The 17,819-nt window shown below is 54.3% G+C and carries 14 protein-coding genes, 1 tRNA gene and 1 pseudogene; 2 read left to right on the top strand and 14 right to left on the bottom strand.

Going from position 1 to position 17,819, the window contains the following annotated elements:
* Positions 1–18: 18 nt before the first annotated feature.
* From A3L08_RS07085 to serK, 5 genes and pseudogenes are all read right to left on the bottom strand, one after another.
* Positions 19–2,397, bottom strand: coding sequence for an ABC transporter substrate-binding protein (locus A3L08_RS07085; protein WP_088854351.1), 2,379 nt, complete (start codon positions 2,395–2,397; stop codon positions 19–21).
* 137 nt (positions 2,398–2,534) lie between these two features.
* Positions 2,535–2,637: pseudogene (locus tag A3L08_RS10255) on the bottom strand (zinc-ribbon domain-containing protein); the annotation flags it as partial.
* Between the two features lie 102 nt (positions 2,638–2,739).
* Positions 2,740–3,414 (bottom strand): HAD family hydrolase, encoded by a 675-nt coding sequence (locus A3L08_RS07080; protein ID WP_088854350.1) that lies wholly within the window; start codon positions 3,412–3,414, stop codon positions 2,740–2,742.
* Between the two features lie 39 nt (positions 3,415–3,453).
* Positions 3,454–3,771, bottom strand: coding sequence for a DUF835 domain-containing protein (locus tag A3L08_RS07075; protein WP_394335140.1), 318 nt, complete (start codon positions 3,769–3,771; stop codon positions 3,454–3,456).
* 268 nt (positions 3,772–4,039) lie between these two features.
* Positions 4,040–4,768, bottom strand: coding sequence for an L-serine kinase SerK (gene serK, locus A3L08_RS07070; RefSeq protein WP_088854348.1), 729 nt, complete (start codon positions 4,766–4,768; stop codon positions 4,040–4,042).
* A 169-nt stretch (positions 4,769–4,937) separates the two neighbouring features.
* On the opposite strand from serK, the gene A3L08_RS07065 reads away from it, so the two are divergent.
* On the top strand, positions 4,938–6,083 hold the full coding sequence (locus A3L08_RS07065; RefSeq protein ID WP_088854347.1) for a DUF763 domain-containing protein: 1,146 nt from the start codon (positions 4,938–4,940) through the stop codon (positions 6,081–6,083).
* A gap of 32 nt (positions 6,084–6,115) precedes the next feature.
* On the opposite strand, the gene A3L08_RS07060 is transcribed toward A3L08_RS07065, so the two are convergent.
* The 8 genes from A3L08_RS07060 to A3L08_RS07025 all read right to left on the bottom strand — a co-directional run bounded on the left by A3L08_RS07060 (position 6,116) and on the right by A3L08_RS07025 (position 14,358).
* A complete protein-coding gene (locus tag A3L08_RS07060; RefSeq protein ID WP_088854346.1) occupies positions 6,116–7,849 on the bottom strand; it encodes a transglutaminase-like domain-containing protein in 1,734 nt (577 codons plus the stop codon).
* Between the two features lie 233 nt (positions 7,850–8,082).
* Entirely contained in the window at positions 8,083–8,931 is an 849-nt protein-coding gene (locus tag A3L08_RS07055; protein WP_088854345.1) for a damage-control phosphatase, read from the bottom strand.
* Positions 8,932–9,248: 317 nt separating this feature from the next.
* On the bottom strand, positions 9,249–9,725 hold the full coding sequence (locus A3L08_RS07050; RefSeq protein WP_157721596.1) for an HNH endonuclease: 477 nt from the start codon (positions 9,723–9,725) through the stop codon (positions 9,249–9,251).
* A 331-nt stretch (positions 9,726–10,056) separates the two neighbouring features.
* A tRNA-Val gene (locus A3L08_RS07045) sits at positions 10,057–10,133 on the bottom strand.
* Positions 10,134–10,171: 38 nt separating this feature from the next.
* Positions 10,172–11,914 (bottom strand): tRNA guanosine(15) transglycosylase TgtA, encoded by a 1,743-nt coding sequence (gene tgtA / locus A3L08_RS07040; protein WP_088854343.1) that lies wholly within the window; start codon positions 11,912–11,914, stop codon positions 10,172–10,174.
* A 42-nt stretch (positions 11,915–11,956) separates the two neighbouring features.
* A complete protein-coding gene (locus tag A3L08_RS07035) occupies positions 11,957–12,874 on the bottom strand; it encodes an inorganic phosphate transporter (RefSeq protein WP_198362102.1) in 918 nt (305 codons plus the stop codon).
* Between the two features lie 86 nt (positions 12,875–12,960).
* A complete protein-coding gene (locus A3L08_RS07030; RefSeq protein ID WP_088854342.1) occupies positions 12,961–14,010 on the bottom strand; it encodes a glycosyltransferase in 1,050 nt (349 codons plus the stop codon).
* Positions 14,011–14,034: 24 nt separating this feature from the next.
* Positions 14,035–14,358, bottom strand: coding sequence for a hypothetical protein (locus tag A3L08_RS07025; RefSeq protein WP_088854341.1), 324 nt, complete (start codon positions 14,356–14,358; stop codon positions 14,035–14,037).
* Positions 14,359–14,450: 92 nt separating this feature from the next.
* On the opposite strand from A3L08_RS07025, the gene A3L08_RS07020 reads away from it, so the two are divergent.
* Complete coding sequence (locus A3L08_RS07020) at positions 14,451–17,051, top strand: ATP-dependent helicase (RefSeq protein WP_088854911.1); 2,601 nt, start codon at positions 14,451–14,453, stop codon at positions 17,049–17,051.
* Here the strand turns inward: A3L08_RS07020 and A3L08_RS07015 are convergent.
* Positions 17,043–17,747 carry an RAD55 family ATPase gene (locus A3L08_RS07015; protein ID WP_088854340.1) on the bottom strand — a complete coding sequence of 235 codons (705 nt, stop codon included), beginning with the start codon at positions 17,745–17,747 and terminating at the stop codon, positions 17,043–17,045. The genes A3L08_RS07020 and A3L08_RS07015 overlap by 9 nt on opposite strands.
* Positions 17,748–17,819 lie beyond the last annotated feature (72 nt).

The raw sequence follows: 17,819 nt of genomic DNA, 5'->3' as shown, positions 1-17,819 counted from the left end.
AAAGGCGCCGCCTCAAACTTATCCCTTCCTGCCCTTAAGGAACACCAGCACCAGTATCAGCAGGACTCCCAGACCTATAGCATAGGGAAGCCAGGTGCCGGGTGAGGTTTCCGGCTCCCCTCCGCTCTGGTGGATCGGAGAGCTTTTCGGGGAGGCTGAAACAGGGGCTGTCGTGGTGATGTTTGGGGGAGCGATGGGACTTGAGCCGTTGAAGGCCCTCAGCCCCATGAACAAATTCTCCGGGATGTTCTTCTCAATGTAGAAGGGGCCGTCGCTTATGACAGCGTTGCCGAAGGCGTCTATCCATTTGATGAGCCTCGCGTAGCCCTCCTCCGGGTCGCTCACCTCGCCGGCAATCGCGGGAGGAATGGCGCCCCTGTCCTTCAGAGACGTCAGAATTCTCCTCAGGTCGGCGACGTATTCCTTGGTCAGGAGGTTGAGGCACTCCACCCTCCCCTCGGCGTTGCCAAGGGAGTACTTCTCATAGATGCCGTAGGCACTCCCGTTCGCCACGAGCTCGCCCATCGCGTAGTAGAGCTCCCACGGAGACTTTGGGTAGAAGACGTACTCCTTCGCCGTGAGGTCATCGGCGATTGGGTGAGAATAGCTGCCGTAGACGACGTAGCCGTCGTCCCTAAATTCGAAGCCGAGAACGTTCCGGAGCGAGTTCGCGGTGTCCGAGAGGTCGTCCTCATAATAGAGGTCGTTGGGGACATCCTCATAGGCCCAGGTGTAGAGGAAGGCGATGTAGTACTTGATGTCAGCCGTTCTCATCTTAATCCCATTCTGCCACTCGCCGAGATCGCAGGAGACCCTAACCCGGATCCTGGCCGTTTTGCCCGCATGCAGAGGTATCCAGCCCCGGGTCTGGTTGTAGATCACAGCGTCCTCCGGGACCGTGAAGTTCCCCCGTTCAACGCTCCACATGCACCTGTAGGGTGTATAGATGCCGTTCTGATCGGTGTACCCAGCCGGGTCATGGAGGAGGTCCCAAAGGTCGATTGGAAAGACGGGGTACCGGGACTCCACTGCAGGGTTAAATGGGAGACACGTACAGCCACACGTGGGAACGAAGTAGGCAACCCTCAGAACGCCGTCTGGCGTTTCCGCGCTCAGGAGGCTCCACCTGTTGAAGAGGCCCACGTTCGGATCCGCATCTATCCCGAAGACCCTCTCTCTGTTGACGGGTGAAAGCTCCCAGACCTCCGTGAGGAAAACCCTCGCGCTCTCCATTATGCCCAAGCCTATCGATATCTTCTGGAGGTCCCAGTACTGCTCGGCGCTTTCGAGGGTGTAGTTCTCACCATCAGTCTCAAGGCTAAAGCGGACGAGCAGTTTCGTCAGCTCCTCCTCAGTCCAGTTGAGAATCCCTCTCAGCTCAGAGGTGCTTTTGTAGTACTCCGCCCCTATTGCCCGGAGCCCCTCATCCGCATCGCCGTTGCCCACGTACCTGAAAAACTCACCCACGGTAACGGTGTTCCTGTGTTTGGGTTCGTCCTTGCCCGGCAGGTAGCCGTACCAGGCGGCGTAGAACCGGGCGGTGTAGTCGTCAACCCAGACGCTCGGGACTTCACTGAGCCTAACGTTCCAGCCACCCGTGTAGAGGTTCCATTCGTACTCTCTCGGTGAGGTTGCAAAGACGACCTGACCGGCCTTCTGCCTGTCCCACTCAAGGCGCTCGACCCTGAAACCAAAATACCTCTCAATCAAATCGACAACGTAGCGGCCGATTTTCTGCCTCTCATCCTCTATCAGGATAACGGACTTAACCGTAACCGGCTCACCGTCGAAGTACCACGTGCCGTTGACCTTTTCGAGGGTGTGGTTGTACCTTGAGACCGCTTGAGCAGCTTTGCCCATTCCCTCGTTGAAGAGCTCTATGGCGCGCTCAGCGTTCTGGGAGTCGGAGAGGTTAAGGGCAGAGTAGACCGGCTCGAAATACCTGTCCGCCGGGTGGCTGGGTCCTACGCAACCAAACATCGGGGCAGCACCGCCCTTGTATATCTCCCGGACGATGTAATTCCTGTCTATGAGGTAATTCAGCGCGAAGCGTACTTCCCGAACCGCGAAGGGGTTGAAGTAGACATTACCACCAACGGTAACCAGCGGAGCATCTTTGTCAGGATTGTGATAAGTGTTGAAAGTCAGCTCGTTGTATGAGACTGTCCTGCTGTATAAATCGAGGCTTTTGAGAACGTCGCCGCCGAAAAGCAGGTAATCCTCCATAGGTAGGGAGAAGAGTCCGATGTCGTACTGCCCCTCGGCGACCTGGCGGGTAACTCTCTCGAGGTACTGGGCGCCCTGAAACTCTATGATGGATGCCTTGGGATCCAATGCCTGAACTGAGGGCATCACTAAGAGGAAGGATAGGAGCAGAGCGAGGAAGAACCTTCTCATGTCTGAACCTCCCAAGTTGCCATCCGCACTCCAATTATCCCAACACCAGATGGCTGATTAGAACCCAACAAATAGTATATCTCGTGACATCATATAAACCTTACTACAAACAAAAAAAAGAAGTGGCAAGGAGCCAGTCACTCTATCTTTGCCCCACACACAGGGCAGAACTTCGCCCCCCTCTGGGACTATGTGACCGTTGGGACAGCGATTTATCTCGTGGCCGCAGTAGGGGCAGATCGCCACTATCGTCTCGAGCGACATCTCAAGCGGTGCCCCACACCCTCACACCTGAAGTCCGCTTCCATGGTGACCACTAAAAGGTGCAGGAGGTGGTTGGGGTTAGACCTCTGGGGAACGTTTGGAGAAGAGTTCCTTCACGAGTTCCACAAGCTCCCAGAGGTCTTTCACGTAGTAGTCAGCCCCCTCAACCTTTCCAAAGCGCGTTACGTTGACGGTTCTCAAACCGGCCCCCTTGCCGGCTAAAACGTCGTGGGCACTGTCTCCGACCATTAAGGCCTCCTCAGGCTTCAGGTTGAGGGCCTTCAGGGCCTTCTCGACAAGGTAGGGGTTGGGCTTGACGCCGTCGAGGTTGGAGTAGTCCTTGCCGTAGACGACGTCGAAGTAGCCTCTCAGATTAAAGAGATCAAGGACGAACTCCGTGCAGTCCTGGGAGGCGTTACTGACAGCGGCAAGCTTCAATCCAAGGTTCCTCAGCTCTTTCAGTGCGGAAACATCCGGGAATGGCTTTATCCTGCCGAGCCTCGCCATCTCCTGCCGGTAGGAGAGGTTGACCCGGTCGACCAGCTTCCAGAACTCAACGTGGTCGATGCCAAACCGCTCCACGTAGCTCCTTGGGAGTTCACCGGTTACGGTTCTCCTGTATGTTTCGTAGTCAAGGGCAATGCCATGCTTCTCCAGCTCGGGCTTTACCCATTCCTCATACCAGTCGCGGTGGTTGTAGCCCTCGTAGTAGACCAGGGTCTCGTCAACGTCGAAGATTAACCCCCTAAGCATTTTGACTCCCTAGGAAAATTGGAGTGAATATTTAAAGGTCTACTCCTCGAGTCCCTTCAGTAGGGTAAACTCTCTGGGATCCCAAGCGAGCTCGTCGGTGACGAGGTAGACTCGCCCGCTAAACAGAATCGCGTAGTCCCTTACGTCGTTGAGGAACCTTACGAGAGCCCTAAAGCCGTTGTGGAGGGCAAGGTATTCGGGGCAGGCTATGACGATTGCCTTGTCGGGGTCGTTTTTGAGGCTTGCTACGATACCCTCAAGGATTCTTCGTAACTCCTTCGGTCCAAAGAATCCCCTCACGGCGCTAACCGTGATTGACTCCCATCCAGGAGGAACCCTTTCGCCACCCCTGCCTATAACGACCGCATTCTCCGTGGATATCTCCTTGAGGGAGCGGACTATCCTGAAGTTTAATGACTCGGCTTTATCTCCGGGAGTTCCCGTGAGGAGGGAACGAGAGACCTCAACATTTTCTTACCGTTCCATTTAGGGGAGTGGAAGTCTATATCCTTTGAAAGTGGTTATGTAGGTGCAGGCCCTCGGTTTCCTGGACTGGTCATCACGGTTCAGCCGGTTGATCCATCGTCATCGGGCGAAGAAGGAAAGGTGGGGAGGTTAAAAACCTTCAGAACAGCTCCTCGAGCTTGACGTCAATCTTGTCCGGGTTGAAGGGAAGGACGTGCCTGGTGGTCTTCGGTGAGTAAACTTCACCGCGCTTGACGAGTTCCATGACTTCCTCCTTGGTCGGGGCCTTCCTGATGAAGACGTAGTCGATCTCGCCCTTGGCCATGTCCTCCCTGGCGTCCTCCTTGAGGCCGTAGTAGATGAGCTCTATCCTTCCTTCAACGCTCATCTCATCGAGCACTTTACTTACCTTCTTCTGCTCGTCGAGGCCGCCAGGAATGGCGAAGCTCTTCTCACCAACGAGGGCGAAGGCTATCTCTCCCCTCTCGGCCTTCTCCTCTGCCTCCAGATCCTCGATGACCTCGAGGCCCTCGGCCTTGAGCCTCTCAATGACCTCGTTGAGGTCTCCCTTGAAAGCTGGATACCAGGTGTAAACTTTGACGTCGTCGCTGAAGTAGTCGAGTATGACCGACGGAGCCCTCTTCGCTCCGAGCTTCTGCAAACCCGCCCAGCGGTGGTGGCCGTCAACGATGAGGTACATGTCCTCGCCTGGAACCTTCGCGAGGAGCATCGGCTTCCAGAAGATGCCGCTTCCAGTAACGCTCTCGATGAAGGCCTCAAGCTCCTTCTGGACGAGCTGCTCGTGGGGCTTCATCTTGTCGAGCTCGATAAAAACGTAGTCAACCTTCTTGGTCGGGATGTCGTACTTCGGAACCTTTTCAACTCCCATTCTCAACCCTCCGTAAGCGTTAAACCTTCAGACCTCTCTCGAAACGAGGGGTAAAAAGGCTTTCCCTTTCATAAGGACAACATTTCCCGGGCATTTTGCGAAAAAGCATGGAAAATCCTGAGGATTTTAAGGGACAACCGTTAAAACACCAAAGGCCCAAATAGCTCCGATGAGGAACGTCGCCGATTTACCCCTCCACGGCGGCCACGTCCCGGGGTGGCTCGCCCAGCGAATGAGGAAGCTGACAAGGTTAGTTCTCATCTTAGCCGTCGAGGAATACGGGACGAGAGGCCTCCTCAAGAGGCTCTTCGACCCGGTGTGGTTTCAGGCCTTCAACAACGTCATCGGGATGGACTGGGACAGCAGTGGCTCGACAACGGTAACGGCCGGTATGATAAAGGACGCCCTTTGGAGGGAGGAACTTGGAGTAAAAGCAGCCGGCGGAAAGGGGAAGAAAAGCCGGGCGACTCCCGAGGAGCTGAAAACCATCGCGGAGCTCTACGAGCTCGACCCCGAGCCGTACGTTAGAACCTCCCGGCTCGTTGCTAAGGTTGACACAGTCGCCCTCCAGACCGGCTACCAGCTCTACCACCACGTCTTCTTCCTCGACGAGGAGGGCAACTGGGCTGTGGTACAGCAGGGAATGAACGAGAGGGAAAGGCTCGCGAGGCGCTTCCACTGGTTCGACACTGAAACCTTCACCCTCGATCCACACAACGCCATATCGGGCCTTAAAAGGGAGTTCGCCCTCAATACCGTATCAAGGGAAGCGAGGGAGTACCAGAAGACTCTCCTCGACGTCATCCAGGAAAAGCCGGCGAAGATAGAGCGCGAGCTTGAGGGTTTGAAGGCCATAGCGAAGGGCTACCGTCCGCTGGTCTATTACAAACCCCGCGAGCCCTGGGAAAAAGACATCCTTAAACGCTACGAGAGCCTTGGAAAGTTTGAGCTGAACAAGAGGGCCTTAGAATTTGCGAGAGAACTCAGCGTTTCGAACTACGAGGAGTTTCTGCTTTTGAAGGGCCTCGGGCCGAGCACTCTAAGGGCTCTCTCGCTCGTCCTTGAGCTGGTTTACGACGTCCACCCGAGCTGGAAGGACCCAGTAACTCATCCTCCTGATCCGTTCAAGTTCAGCTATGCTGTCGGCGGCAAGGACAAAGTACCGTTCCCGATTGACAAGCCGGCCTACGACGAGCTGATTTCTTTCTTAGAAGAGCTCGTCTCAAGACATCCCGAGGAGAAGGCCCTCGTGAGGAACGTCACAAAGATAACGAAGAACTGGGAGTTCCCGGAGGGGGAGAAAAGGGCAACATAATAATGGGGATATATGAAAAGGTCGTATCGCGGCTATTTTTTGGCCAAACATAGGACTACCTTCACGTTGTCGCCCTCTATCTGCCCCTTAACCCAAAATCTATTATAAGTTCCCAAGTCAGAAACAACCCTTCTGCTGCCTGTTATCCGGGAATACATGTAATCAACGAACTCATCGTGGAATATGGGGTTGTAGTGCTCGGTGAAATCCGGAAACGTAGTTTTCCACGTGACCCCAGCAGAGTAGCCATACGGCAAATACGCAGTAGTGTCAAGGTTAGAAATCTTTGAGTCCAGCTGCAGGTTTGGGAACTCCCTAAGGAACCTTGCCCTCAAGTCCGAGATAAGCCTTGTTAAATCGGTCTCTGAGAAAGTGTAATCGTGTTTCTTGAATTCTTCACCAGTCAGAGTTCCCACGTAGTCAACAACAACTTTTTCCGACTCCAATCTTGCTTCGTAGACCTTTGCAGAGGATATTATCAAATTCTTTAAGGTTCCGCCGGAGTATTCGCTGCGCCAATAGGCCCAATACTTCCAGTACGTCCCCAAATCCATTATCGGTGGATGCTGGTCTATCACAAAGAACTGCCCATTAATTTTTATCGCAGCGGCTGCATGCCCCATCTGGTCGTTTGAGAAGTCAATTTCAAGTACATATACTGGAGAATAGTTCATCGCCAAGAGCAGGCCCGCAGTCAAGACAGCGTAATCTACGCAAACCCCCGAACCACTCTGAATGGTCTCAGATGGCTTCTGTATCTTGGTTGATCCCAAACCGTTGTATTTTGCCCAGTCGTATTGGATGTTCTGATCCTCCCACTCCAAGATGTTCCATGAGCTCTCCTGCAGGGTTGAGCCCTTTAGTCGGGACGCCAAAGGGCCCAAGACTTGGAACTCATCTGGATCGTTGAGGTAACATTCCAACGCAGCTTCCAAAGAATAATCCGCCCGGGAGCATGCAACTGCAGTGGATGTCAGTGACTTTACAGAAGCTGTTTCCCCAGTGAAGTTCTTAGCTGTGCCCCAAAACTCTGAAATCTTAGCCTCAATCTCGTCGGGAATAACCTGTCGCACAAGTCGTCCGTTAGTATGACTCAGATCGTAGAGGGCGAAGAATACCAAAAACACCAATATAATCCCGAAGAACTTTTTCCAAGGAAACTTCCATTTTCGCTTTTTATTAGGGTTTTCTTGGAAGGTGTTGGGAGAAACGGTTCTTTTGTTATGGGGATGGACAATTTTTCTTTCTGACTCAAAGATGGACTTTCCAGCCAATCTTTTGCTCGCTCTACTGCCTATGTCAGCTCTCTTCTTCTGTTCCTCCAGTTTCCGTCTGAGCTCTTCATCCCTTTTTCTAATTTCAAGCGCCTTGTTGGTGAAGTACTCTTTCCTTGACTCCAAATAGCCATTGAGTTCAAGATAGCCCTCTATTTCCCCCGCCATTCTCCACAGATCGGACATTATCCTGCTCTTGCTGTCGTTGTCAGGAAGTTTAGCTTCAATCCGGATCATGATTTCAAGAAGAGAATCCAGAATCTCAGCACCACGCTCAAGAAAATCCTCCTTGTACTTATACCAGAGATTATCCCTCCATCCTTCAAGCTCTGAGGCAAACGTGTCGCTTAAGGTATGATCCACCCAATGGATGCTGGTATACCCATCCCGGCCATGTAAGACACGATTGTTAGAACGCAAAGAAGCGATAATCCAATTCAAATGGGGGTTGATAATTCGAGTAATAAGGTAATGAAGATCCTTTTCAGACATTTGGTAACCCCCAGACCATCTTAAGGAAGCTCATAGATGATTGTTACGAGGAACTATAAGAAAGTTTCGGCACTCTAGAATGCACTCAAATATGCAATTCTATGCTCGACTGTTACCAAATGGTTTGAATGATCCCACAGGCGGTTTATTAACCTGTTCAGAGTTCCGAAAAAAGGGACGTGAGTTGGGGTGCTCTTCAACTACAAGGTGATAGTATACTATCGGGGTGGTATTTACCCCTTCAAACAAACCATACTCCCCTGCGGCACTCCGAGTTCCCTTGCTATCGGCCTGCACTTCGCTTTTAGTAGGTAGAAGACGCGGTTATCTTTCACCTCGCTCAGCGTCTCGAAGTTGCCCTGTCCCTTGGCAATTATGACATCGGCTTTCTCAAAGACCTCCCTGAACTCATCGGAAACCCGGTCGAGCGGAACACCGACTATCCTCGTGCCAGTGGAGATTATCCCGGCGAACTCCCCAAAGCATGCCTTCCTCAAATCTTCAACCGTTGCGTCGTTGATTATCGGGCCGTCCTTCGCCGCGACGTAGATTTTCAGGTACGGAAATGCCTCCTTTAGCTTCTTTATAAAGAGCCTGTCGAAGTAGATTTCCCCGCAGTTGTCCGCGAGGTAGAGGAGGGTTTTAGCTTTCCCCAGCCTCTCGAAGAGCTCGTCGGAGTGGTCAACGTAGAGCTCTTCGCTGAGCATTGCCTTAACGTCCTCCTCGATTCTCTCCGGGGAGTAGCCGACGGCGAAGTCTATCACGTTGCCGATTATGGCGAGCTTTAGCGCGGTCTTAAGGTTTGGCCCTTCCTTCTCGATGTCTGAGACGACCTTCTCAGCCAGCCTGTTCGAGAGCTCCTTGTACTCCTTAAACGGGTCGTCGTTGCCTATGACCCTGTAAACGCCTAGGAATACCTCGCTCCCGAAAACCGCCGGAATGGAATCTCCGTTTATCCCCGCCATTAGCTTCGCCGCCTCGATGACACCCCTCCTCCTGAGCTCAAGGTCGTTTGTGCCAATCTCAACGATTTTCTGACACTGGTTCGCGGCACAGGCGAAGCACTCGTAGTGGACCTTCATTTTCACCACCCTGAGATGACAAGTTTTTCGAACTTTTTAACACCACCGGCAGAGCTGCGGAGGAGTCACCCCAGGGATTTGAGAGGAAGCTTTTGGAAAAAGCTTCACCAAAAGTTCGTGGTTCTTCTTAAATTGCCGGTTTGAGAAGGGTTCCATTGAGACGAGCTGGAGTGAGTCTTGGATTCCACCTGTTGACCTAGCTTTTTATTATGAGTTCAATTTTAACCGACGCTTTACTAGGACTCGCCATAAACTTAAACCTAACGCCCCACTGTTTATCCTGACAGTATGACTAAAACCACCACAAAGTATGTTTGTCAAATAAATTGAGGCCACCATGAATCATCGTCAGATTTCTTCCTTTTTCTTCCACGTTTCTTTTTATGTTCGTCAAAGAAACTGAAGTCAGGCTCTATAAAACTAAATTCGTCTCTAGGTTTTGTATTGGAAGGCCTTCTGGATTTGCTCCTGTTTAAGACACGTTGGATAGCACTTTGGACTTCCTTCGGTCTATTTCTAACTTTCTTTCTTAGCTCTGTTCTCTTTATTATGGCATTGTCAGCCTTCCTATGACAGTCGCCACATAGAACTATGATATTAGAGGGAGTAGTCTTTCCACCTTCTCGAACTGGTGTGATGTGATGGATATAACCAGTAGTTGTAGTTATCCGCCTCCCACAATATTCACATTTCCTCTTTACAATCTCAATGATGTCTCTTCGCATAGCTCCCGTTATGTCCCTCCTACTGGCAGATTTTTTCTCATCATCCCAAAAGAACATGGAGACCACCATAGAATTCTTGCTCTCAATACTGATATATGTTACGGTTGTCAGTTGACATCCGAAGGGCGTCAAAGGAGGGAACTCCTGGAGAAGAGCACCAATGAGAGAATTCAAGCATAGGGTTGTCTGTTAAGGATAATGGGAAACCCTTCATCAATTTAGCATTCTAAAAACAGTCAACAACATTCCGCCAGCGCTTGCTTTGCGAGGGCTGATTGGGGGGTGTGGGGGCGTTAGCCCCCCAGTAGTTTAAGAAAAACGGGGTTGCGGGGCTTCACCCCGCATCGGGGGTTTGAGAGTACAGAGAGATAAGGGGGCGGAGCCCCCTTGTCTTTCGTTATGGTGGGCCCGCGGGGATTCGAACCCCGGACCTCCACCTTGTAAGGGTGGCGTCATAACCATCTAGACCACGGGCCCGCCCGCAATAGGAAAAGGGAGGGGGGTTATAAAATTTTCTACTTCTCGATGCCCCTCCTGACCTTTACCGCCAGCCCGCTCTGAAAGACCTTAAGCTCCTCCCCGCTAAGAAGCGTCTGACCCGTCGCCAGAAGCTCGTCCCTCTCGTTCACCACCAAAACCTCGTCGTAGGGCCTTATCTCCGGATCCGCATCGATCACAAACTTCGCGAAGACGTTCTTCCCCTTCCTCGCGAAGGGCTCGGCATCCTCGTTGACCACAACACGCATCCTCGGGAATGGGAGAACCTCGTGGAGTCTCCTCGCCCCCTCTATTCCGAGCGTTAGGAGGCCATCTTCGGCTCTGAAGGTGGCGAGGTGCTTGCCCTTGGCCTTTATCTGCCTTGGCATGCCGGTCTTTCTAGAGAGCTCAACGAATGCATCTCTGAACGCCTCTCCAGCCCCTTCACCGAACTGGTACTCCGCTATAGCCATGACGTAGCTCCTCGCCTCGTCCTTGGAGGGCTTCCTTATGCTGAAGTCCTTCTCTCCCTCACTCTGGGCGAATGGGTAGCTGAGGCTTAGATACTTTGGAATCTCACCGAATATCGGGTGCTCTATCGTCTTCGGAAACTTGTCTTTAACGCGTTCTGCCCTCTCCTTCGCCCTCACCGCCGTCGGCCACCTCAGGGATTCCTCGCTGACCTTGAAGAAGGCGCTCGCCTTGGTAACCGGCTCATTCTTCTCAAGATACTCCCTGTACTCGAGCAGCCTCTTGTAGGCGGCGAACATCTTGGGGTGGCTCCTCGCCCTCTCGTCTACAAGCTCCCACAGCGTTCCCTCCTTCACCGCCTGCTTCACGCGGTTCAGCTCCTCCCTTATGACCCAGAGGTTGTGAAGGGCCAAAAGCCTCGTCCGCTCCTCCTTGGGCATCTCGCGGAGCTCCTGAGGAGTGTAGCGACTGCAAACCGGACAGGAACACGGGAAGTAGTCGAGCTCCTCCAGGCGTTTCGTTCCCTCCGGTGTTAGATAGCGGTCGTCCTTGGCATAAAGGGCGTAGCTGGCAGAATCGAAGAGGTCTATCCCCATAGCGACGGCTAGAGCAAAGATCATCGGGTGGCCGGCACCAAAGAGGTGGACAGGCCTGTCAGGCCTCAATCCCTGCTTCGAGGCGATAACGACGTCAACGAGGTCTTTGTAGCGGTAACTCTCCATGAGCGGGACGACGGCCCCAACTGGATGAATCTCAAAGTTCATCTCGCCCAGCTTCTTTGCCGCGTAGGTTCTCAGGTCGAGGTGAGTCGAGCCTTGGACGGCCGCATTCATCGCTATCTCCTTTATCTCCTCGGCTTCCTTCGCCCTCTCCAGTGTTATCCTCAAATCTTCCTCCGCCTTCTCACGGGGAGCATCGGGCGGGGTCGGTATGTCGAGGAAGGTGCCTATGTCAACGCCGATATCGTGCTGGAATTCGACTATCTCGCGGTTGGTGACCTCGACGCCCCCATAGCGCATGAGCTGGAAGCTGCCGGAGTCCACCTCGATTATGCCATCGTAGTCGAGAAGCCTGTGAATTCCCACCTCAAGCGCCTTCTCCCTCAGTTCGGGCGTCTTGTAGATGATGTATGAGTTCGTGATGATAATTCCGAAGCCCATCTCCTTAAGCTCCTTCGGGGTTACTATGAGCTGCTTCGGGTTTACAACCGGCATTATCGCCGGTGTCTCTATCGTCTTGCCGTTTACAGTCAGCTTTCCAATCCTCCCGGCAGCGTCTCGCGCCTTGACCTCGAACCTGAAATCGACCATCTCGCAACACCTCCCCGGGAGTAGGGCGGCCGGTTTAAAAGTCTAAGCCAGAATGGTGATCATGACGTACGAGAGCGCCCCTGCCGCGATGGGAGCAACGACCCAGCCGCGGGCTATCCCCACCAGCAGCCCGAGGTTGACGTTCTCCCCCTTATAGAGGCCGAGACCACTGATGGCACCCACTATGGCCTGACCCGAGCTGACCGGGAGGCCGAAAAGGTTGGCGGCACTGACCGCGAGCGAGGCGCCGAACTGGGACGAGAAGGCGGAGGTAGGTCCTAGTGGGGCTAGCTCCCTCCCGACCGTCATCATAACGTTGTAGCTGAAGGTCAGGGCGCCGAGGGCGAGGGTTAGGGCCAGGACAAGCTTAAAGGGCCCGTCCACGCCGAGGCTCTGGAGCAGGCCGGCGACGTTCGAGAGCTCGTTGGCTCCGAGATTGAAGGAGGAGTAGGCAGCCGCTGTGAAGACGAGCCACTTCTGGGCAAGCTCAAGGTTGCGCAGGCCCTTTATTCCCTTCATCGCGGGTTTGTAAATCCTGTAAACGGCCACCGCAAAGAGGGCGGCAATAAGGGGAGAGAGAACCCACGCCGAAACTATCTTTCCCACCGTCCACCAGTTGACCGGAAGGCCCAGAGCGAGGGAAGCTCCCACCAACCCACCGATTATGGACTGGGTGGTTGAAATCGGCCTTCCCCAGAGGCTGGCGAGGGTTACCGCGGTGGCGGCGCTGAATAGGACGAGACCGACGTGGGTGGGGTTCATCCCCTCGGCCATCCCTGAGATGGTTCCGGAGACGCCGGCACCGCCGAGGAAAACGCCGAGAGTTACGAATACCCCGATGAGGAGGACGGCGCGCTTGAACCCGATGACACCAGAGCCTACGGCGGTGCCTACAGCCTTCGCGCTGTCGTTCGCCCCTATCGCCCACGCCATGAAAAGTGCTGAAGCAAGCAGTACCATTCCCGCCACCACTATAATCTATTTGTCGCTACATAATCTATATAGTCAACCGACGGAAGGGCACTTAAAAATATTTCGAACCGGAATCAAAGCCTTCCCAGAAGGAGCCGGACGTAGCCGTAGATATGGAGCGTCAGGTAAAAAGCCGCCCAGAACCAGACTATCATCGGAAAGAGGAGCGCGTTGGAGAGCCTTCCCCCCTCAAAGAGCGTCGGGAGGAACATAGTGAACGTCTCGAAGAACCACCAGAGGACGAAGAACTCCCAGAGACCGGTTAGGATGAGTATTGGGGGAATTAAAACGTCAAGGAATGCTATCACATCACCGAGGAGGAGAAAGGCCCAGTCCTTGGTGAAGCCGCCACCGAGGTTCTTAAGGTCACCTAGGAACCAGCGCTTCCTCTGGCGCCAGAGGGCTCCCAGCGACCTAGGCATCGTGGTCCAGACCCTGGCACTGGGGGCGTAGACGACCTTTCCAAACCCCTTCAGGACCTTCGTGGTGGCGTAGTCCTCAACCACGTCCTCAACGAAACCGCCTATCCTCTCAAAGGCCTCTCTGCGGAAGGCCGCTATCGGTCCCGGCGCGACGCTCAGGTCGTCGAGCTCTTTGGCCCTTCTAAACATCACTATCCTGAGGTGCTCCGCGTCCTGCGCTCTCTCCAGGAAAGAGCCCCCTTCAACGCGGACCTGCCCACCGACGGCGAGGACTTCTTCGGAATAAAACCTCCTCACGAGCTCTCTGAGGGCATCCTCCTCAAGGTAACTGTCGGCGTCGGTGGTGACTATCACCTCACCGGAAGCCTTCGAGAGGCCGAAGTTGAGGGCTCTTGCCTTCCCTCCGTGTTCCTTCCTGTAAACTTTCAGCCTCGGGTCGCTTACGGAGCTCGCGGCTTCGAACGTGCCGTCCCCACTTCCGTCGTCGATTACAATGACCTCGAAATCCGGATAATCCTGGGCGAGGGCGGCCTTTATCGCCCCCAGAATTCGCTCGCCCTCGTTGTAGGCTGGAATGAGGATGCTCACCTTCGGCTCCCATTCTCGAATTCTGTAATTCCTGAAAAGACTAATTATGTAATTGAAGAAGAAGTAGCCGTCCCAGAGGAAGATGGCGAGCAGTCCCAGGAGGAGCGGGTTCATGGGGAGAAATTCTCGGGAGGGCTTTTAACCCTTATCGGCCTTCCGCGGTATCGGGACGAGCATGGACTTTCTGCCCAGCCGGTACCTCACGACGTACCTTCCGTGCTCAAACTCGTCCTCTTCAGCCTCAATGACCTCGACCGGCTCGATTTCGAGTCCGAAGTCAAGAGCCTCCCACTTTATATCGTCGAAGTAGTCGTACAGCCCGCAGGTTGCGCAGAAGGAGCCCTCGAACTCGATAATGACCTCATTCCCGTCAACTGAGACTATACTTGACTCAGCCTCGCTGCCGTGGAGTCTGTTGAACTCGTCTATAACCCGCCGGAGCCTCTCAAACTTATCTCCCATCTCTCTCACCGTTTGGAGTTCATCCTCTGCACTTAAAAAGTTTGTTGGGGAAACCGAATAGTTTAAAAATCCAAGCCATGAAAGGAAGACCGATGAGCGCGGAGGGGATAAGGCGAGCCGAGCGCGAGTACACGGACGAGGAGATATTTGGGATACTCAGCGAGCCGGTTAGGGAGTGGTTTAAGCGGAAGTTTGGAACGTTCACCCCTCCCCAGCGCTACGCCGTTCTGGAGATACACAAAGGAGAGAACGTCCTGATTTCCTCCCCAACTGGCTCTGGGAAGACGCTCTCCGCTTTCCTAGCGGCGATAAACGAGCTCATTCTCCTCGGAAAGGAGGGGAAGCTTGAGGATAGAATCTACGTCCTCTACGTCTCACCTCTCAGGGCCCTCAACAACGACATAAAGCGCAACCTTGAGGGACCTCTGATGGAGATACAGGAAGTGGCAAAGGAGCTCGGCTACGAGCTTCCGGGGATAAGGGTCGGCATAAGGACGAGTGACACTTCCAGCTATCAGAAGAGCAAGATGGTGAAGAAACCGCCGCACATACTCATCACCACACCGGAGAGTTTGGCGATAGCTCTGAACGCCCCCAAGTTCCGCGAGAGGCTGAAGACGATTAGGTACCTCATAATCGATGAGGTTCACGCTTTGGCTGAGAACAAGCGCGGAACGCACCTTGCTTTGAGCGTCGAAAGGCTGGCGGAGATGGCGGAGGAGAAGTTCGTGAGGATAGGCCTGAGTGCCACAATCCACCCGCTTGAGGAGGTCGCCAAGTTCGTCTTCGGTTTCGACGATGAAGGGAAACCGAGGCCCGGCCTGATAGTCGACGTCAGCTTCGCGAAGGAGACCGAGATAAGGGTTGAAAGCGTTGTCGATGACCTCATCTACACCGATGCAGGAACGCTGAGCGAGGCCCTTTACAAGCGCTTAGCGGAGCTGATACGGGAGCACAGGACGACGCTTATCTTCACCAACACGAGGAGCGGTGCCGAGAGGGTAGCCTTCAACCTGAAGAAGCGCTATCCCGAGTTCGAAGGTTTGATAGAGGCCCACCACTCCTCGCTGTCCAGGGAGGTTCGTTTGGACGTCGAGGAGAGGCTGAAGAGGGGCGAGCTCAAGGCGGTTGTCACCTCGACGAGTTTGGAGTTGGGGATCGACATCGGTACAATAGACCTGGTTGTCCTCATCGGTTCGCCAAAGAGCGTGAACCGCGCGTTACAGCGCATCGGGAGGGCCGGCCACAGGCTCCATGACGTCAGCAAAGGGATCATCCTTGCCCTAGACAGGGACGACCTGGTGGAGGTAACGGTTCTGGCCCACAACGCGAGGAACAGACGTCTGGACCGCGTCAGGATCCCAAAGAACCCGCTCGACGTTTTGGTGCAACACCTTTTGGGAATGGCGCTCAACAAAGTCTGGGAAGTCGAGGAAGCCTATCGCGTCGTGAGGCGCGCTTACCCCTACCGCGACCTTCCCTTCGAGGACTTCATGAGTGTCCTCCACTATCTTGCTGGTGAATACGCCGGCTTGGAGGAGAGGAAGGTCTATGCGAAGATATGGCTCGAGGACGGTCGCTTCGGAAGGCGCGGCAAGATGACACGGGCGATATACTACATGAACGTCGGCACCATACCCGACGAAGCGAAGATACGCGTTTACACGATGGACAAACAGATGATCGGGACGGTTGAGGAAGAGTTTGCCGAGAGACTGATGCCCGGCGACATCTTCGTTCTGGCGGGCAGAACCTATGAATTCGTCAAGAGCAGGGGCAACAAGATATACGTCATCCCGAGGCAGGGCGCGAAGCCCACTATTCCGGCATGGTTCTCGGAGATGCTCCCACTGAGCTTCGATCTGGCCCTCGACATCCAGCGCTTTAGACGGGAGGTTTCCGAACTGGTCAACAACAGGAGAGCCAAGGACTTCCTGATGAGAAAGTACGGCATAGACGAGCGCGCCGCGAGGGCCATCCTGGCGTACTTCCGCGAGCAGGCGCGATACTCCACCGTGCCCGACGACGAGACGGTTCTCGTCGAGGTCGTCAGGGGAGAAAATAGGAACGAGTACTTCTTCCACACCCTCGTCGGCAGGCGGGCGAACGACGCGCTCAGCAGGGCCTTCGCCTATCTCGTGAGCCAGTGGAAGAGGTGCAACGTCGGTGTTGCGATAAACGACAACGGCTTCGCCCTTATCCTTCCGCCGGAGGCCGAGCTGACCGAGGACGAGATAAGGGGACTCTTCCAGGTTGAAGACCTCAGGGAGACGCTCAAGAGAGCACTCGACAACACGGAGCTCCTCAAGAGGCGTTTCCGCCACGTTGCCAACCGCGGACTGCTCATACTGAGACGCTACATAGGCAGGAGCAAGCGCCTCGGAAGGCAGCAGGTGATGGCGGTCGCTCTGCTCAAGGTGCTGAAGGAGAATCACCCGGACTTCCCGCTCCTGAAGGAGGTCTACCGCGAGATAATGGAGGACAAGATGGACGTGGAGAACGCGGAGCTGTTCCTGAGGTGGATCATGGAGGGGAAGGTAAGGGTGGTGGTTGAGGAGCATGACGTTCCGAGTCCCTTTGCATTCAACCTCGAGGCGATAGGTTCGAGCGATGTGGTGCTCATGGAGGACAGGCGCGAGCTGATAAAACAGCTGCACAGAAAGATAATGGAGATGATAGAGGCCTCAGGGTAACGAGATCATGCGGTCGTGGTAGACTACTATCCCCCTGTCCGTTATCTCGTAGGGCCTGATGGTGCCGTCGAAGCTGCTGCCGCGGAACTTGATTATCCTCACGCCCCGGGTCAGCCTGCCGCCGGCGTTAAAGGCCTTCAGCTCGATGACCCCGCTGACGAGGTACTCCTCTATGTCGGTCTTCTCGAGCTCGGAGGTCAGCAGGACTGTGGCCCTGAGGCGCATCATGCTCTTTATGAAGCTCAAAAAAGCCTTGCGATAGTCTATCTCCTTTGTGGCGGTCAGCTTGAGCATCGTTATCGGGTCTATGACTACCCTCGTATAGTTCCTCTCCTGGAACTGGCGCTTTATGGCGTCGGTCATCTTCTCGATGTTCCCTGCGAACTCCTCGAAGAAGTCCGTGATCAGGACGTAGCGCTCCGCTGTTGGGGTCGCATCGATGAGCGAGAACCTTGGATCGCGGAGGTTGAAGCCGAGCTTGCTCATATCGACCTTCAGGTTCTCAGCCGGCTCCTCAATGGTTACGTAGAGGACATCCTCACCGTTCTCAACGCCCGCCATCGCGAAGTGCATCGCCAAAGTGGTCTTTCCAGTTCCTGGGGCACCCTTAACTAGGTAAACCCTTCCGGGTATGAGACCCCCCTGGAGCATAACGTCAAGGCCCTGGATTCCGGTGGATATCCGTTGGATGGTCATGCTAACCCCTACATTAATTCGGCAATTTAATATAAGAACCTTTCGAGGAGGAGTGAGGGGCATAAAAAGGAA

Origin of the sequence: Thermococcus pacificus (assembly GCF_002214485.1) — an archaeon.
GTDB lineage: Archaea > Methanobacteriota_B > Thermococci > Thermococcales > Thermococcaceae > Thermococcus > Thermococcus pacificus.
Note: the sequence above shows the minus strand (reverse complement) of the source record. Positions and strands in the feature narration are given on the sequence as shown.

What these genes read in the sequence shown, in the direction of transcription:
- A3L08_RS07055 (WP_088854345.1), bottom strand. Translation starts at nt 8,931, where the DNA reads ATGAAGGTCCACTACGAGTGCTTCGCCTGTGCCGCGAACCAGTGTCAG.
- serK (WP_088854348.1), bottom strand. Translation starts at nt 4,768, where the DNA reads ATGGGAGTTGAAAAGGTTCCGAAGTACGACATCCCGACCAAGAAGGTT.
- A3L08_RS07060 (WP_088854346.1), bottom strand. Translation starts at nt 7,849, where the DNA reads ATGTCTGAAAAGGATCTTCATTACCTTATTACTCGAATTATCAACCCC.
- A3L08_RS07025 (WP_088854341.1), bottom strand. Translation starts at nt 14,358, where the DNA reads ATGGGAGATAAGTTTGAGAGGCTCCGGCGGGTTATAGACGAGTTCAAC.
- tgtA (WP_088854343.1), bottom strand. Translation starts at nt 11,914, where the DNA reads ATGGTCGATTTCAGGTTCGAGGTCAAGGCGCGAGACGCTGCCGGGAGG.
- A3L08_RS07035 (WP_198362102.1), bottom strand. Translation starts at nt 12,874, where the DNA reads ATGGTACTGCTTGCTTCAGCACTTTTCATGGCGTGGGCGATAGGGGCG.
- A3L08_RS07050 (WP_157721596.1), bottom strand. Translation starts at nt 9,725, where the DNA reads ATGGTGGTCTCCATGTTCTTTTGGGATGATGAGAAAAAATCTGCCAGT.
- A3L08_RS07015 (WP_088854340.1), bottom strand. Translation starts at nt 17,747, where the DNA reads ATGACCATCCAACGGATATCCACCGGAATCCAGGGCCTTGACGTTATG.
- A3L08_RS07080 (WP_088854350.1), bottom strand. Translation starts at nt 3,414, where the DNA reads ATGCTTAGGGGGTTAATCTTCGACGTTGACGAGACCCTGGTCTACTAC.
- A3L08_RS07085 (WP_088854351.1), bottom strand. Translation starts at nt 2,397, where the DNA reads ATGAGAAGGTTCTTCCTCGCTCTGCTCCTATCCTTCCTCTTAGTGATG.
- A3L08_RS07065 (WP_088854347.1), top strand. Translation starts at nt 4,938, where the DNA reads ATGAGGAACGTCGCCGATTTACCCCTCCACGGCGGCCACGTCCCGGGG.
- A3L08_RS07030 (WP_088854342.1), bottom strand. Translation starts at nt 14,010, where the DNA reads ATGAACCCGCTCCTCCTGGGACTGCTCGCCATCTTCCTCTGGGACGGC.
- A3L08_RS07020 (WP_088854911.1), top strand. Translation starts at nt 14,451, where the DNA reads ATGAGCGCGGAGGGGATAAGGCGAGCCGAGCGCGAGTACACGGACGAG.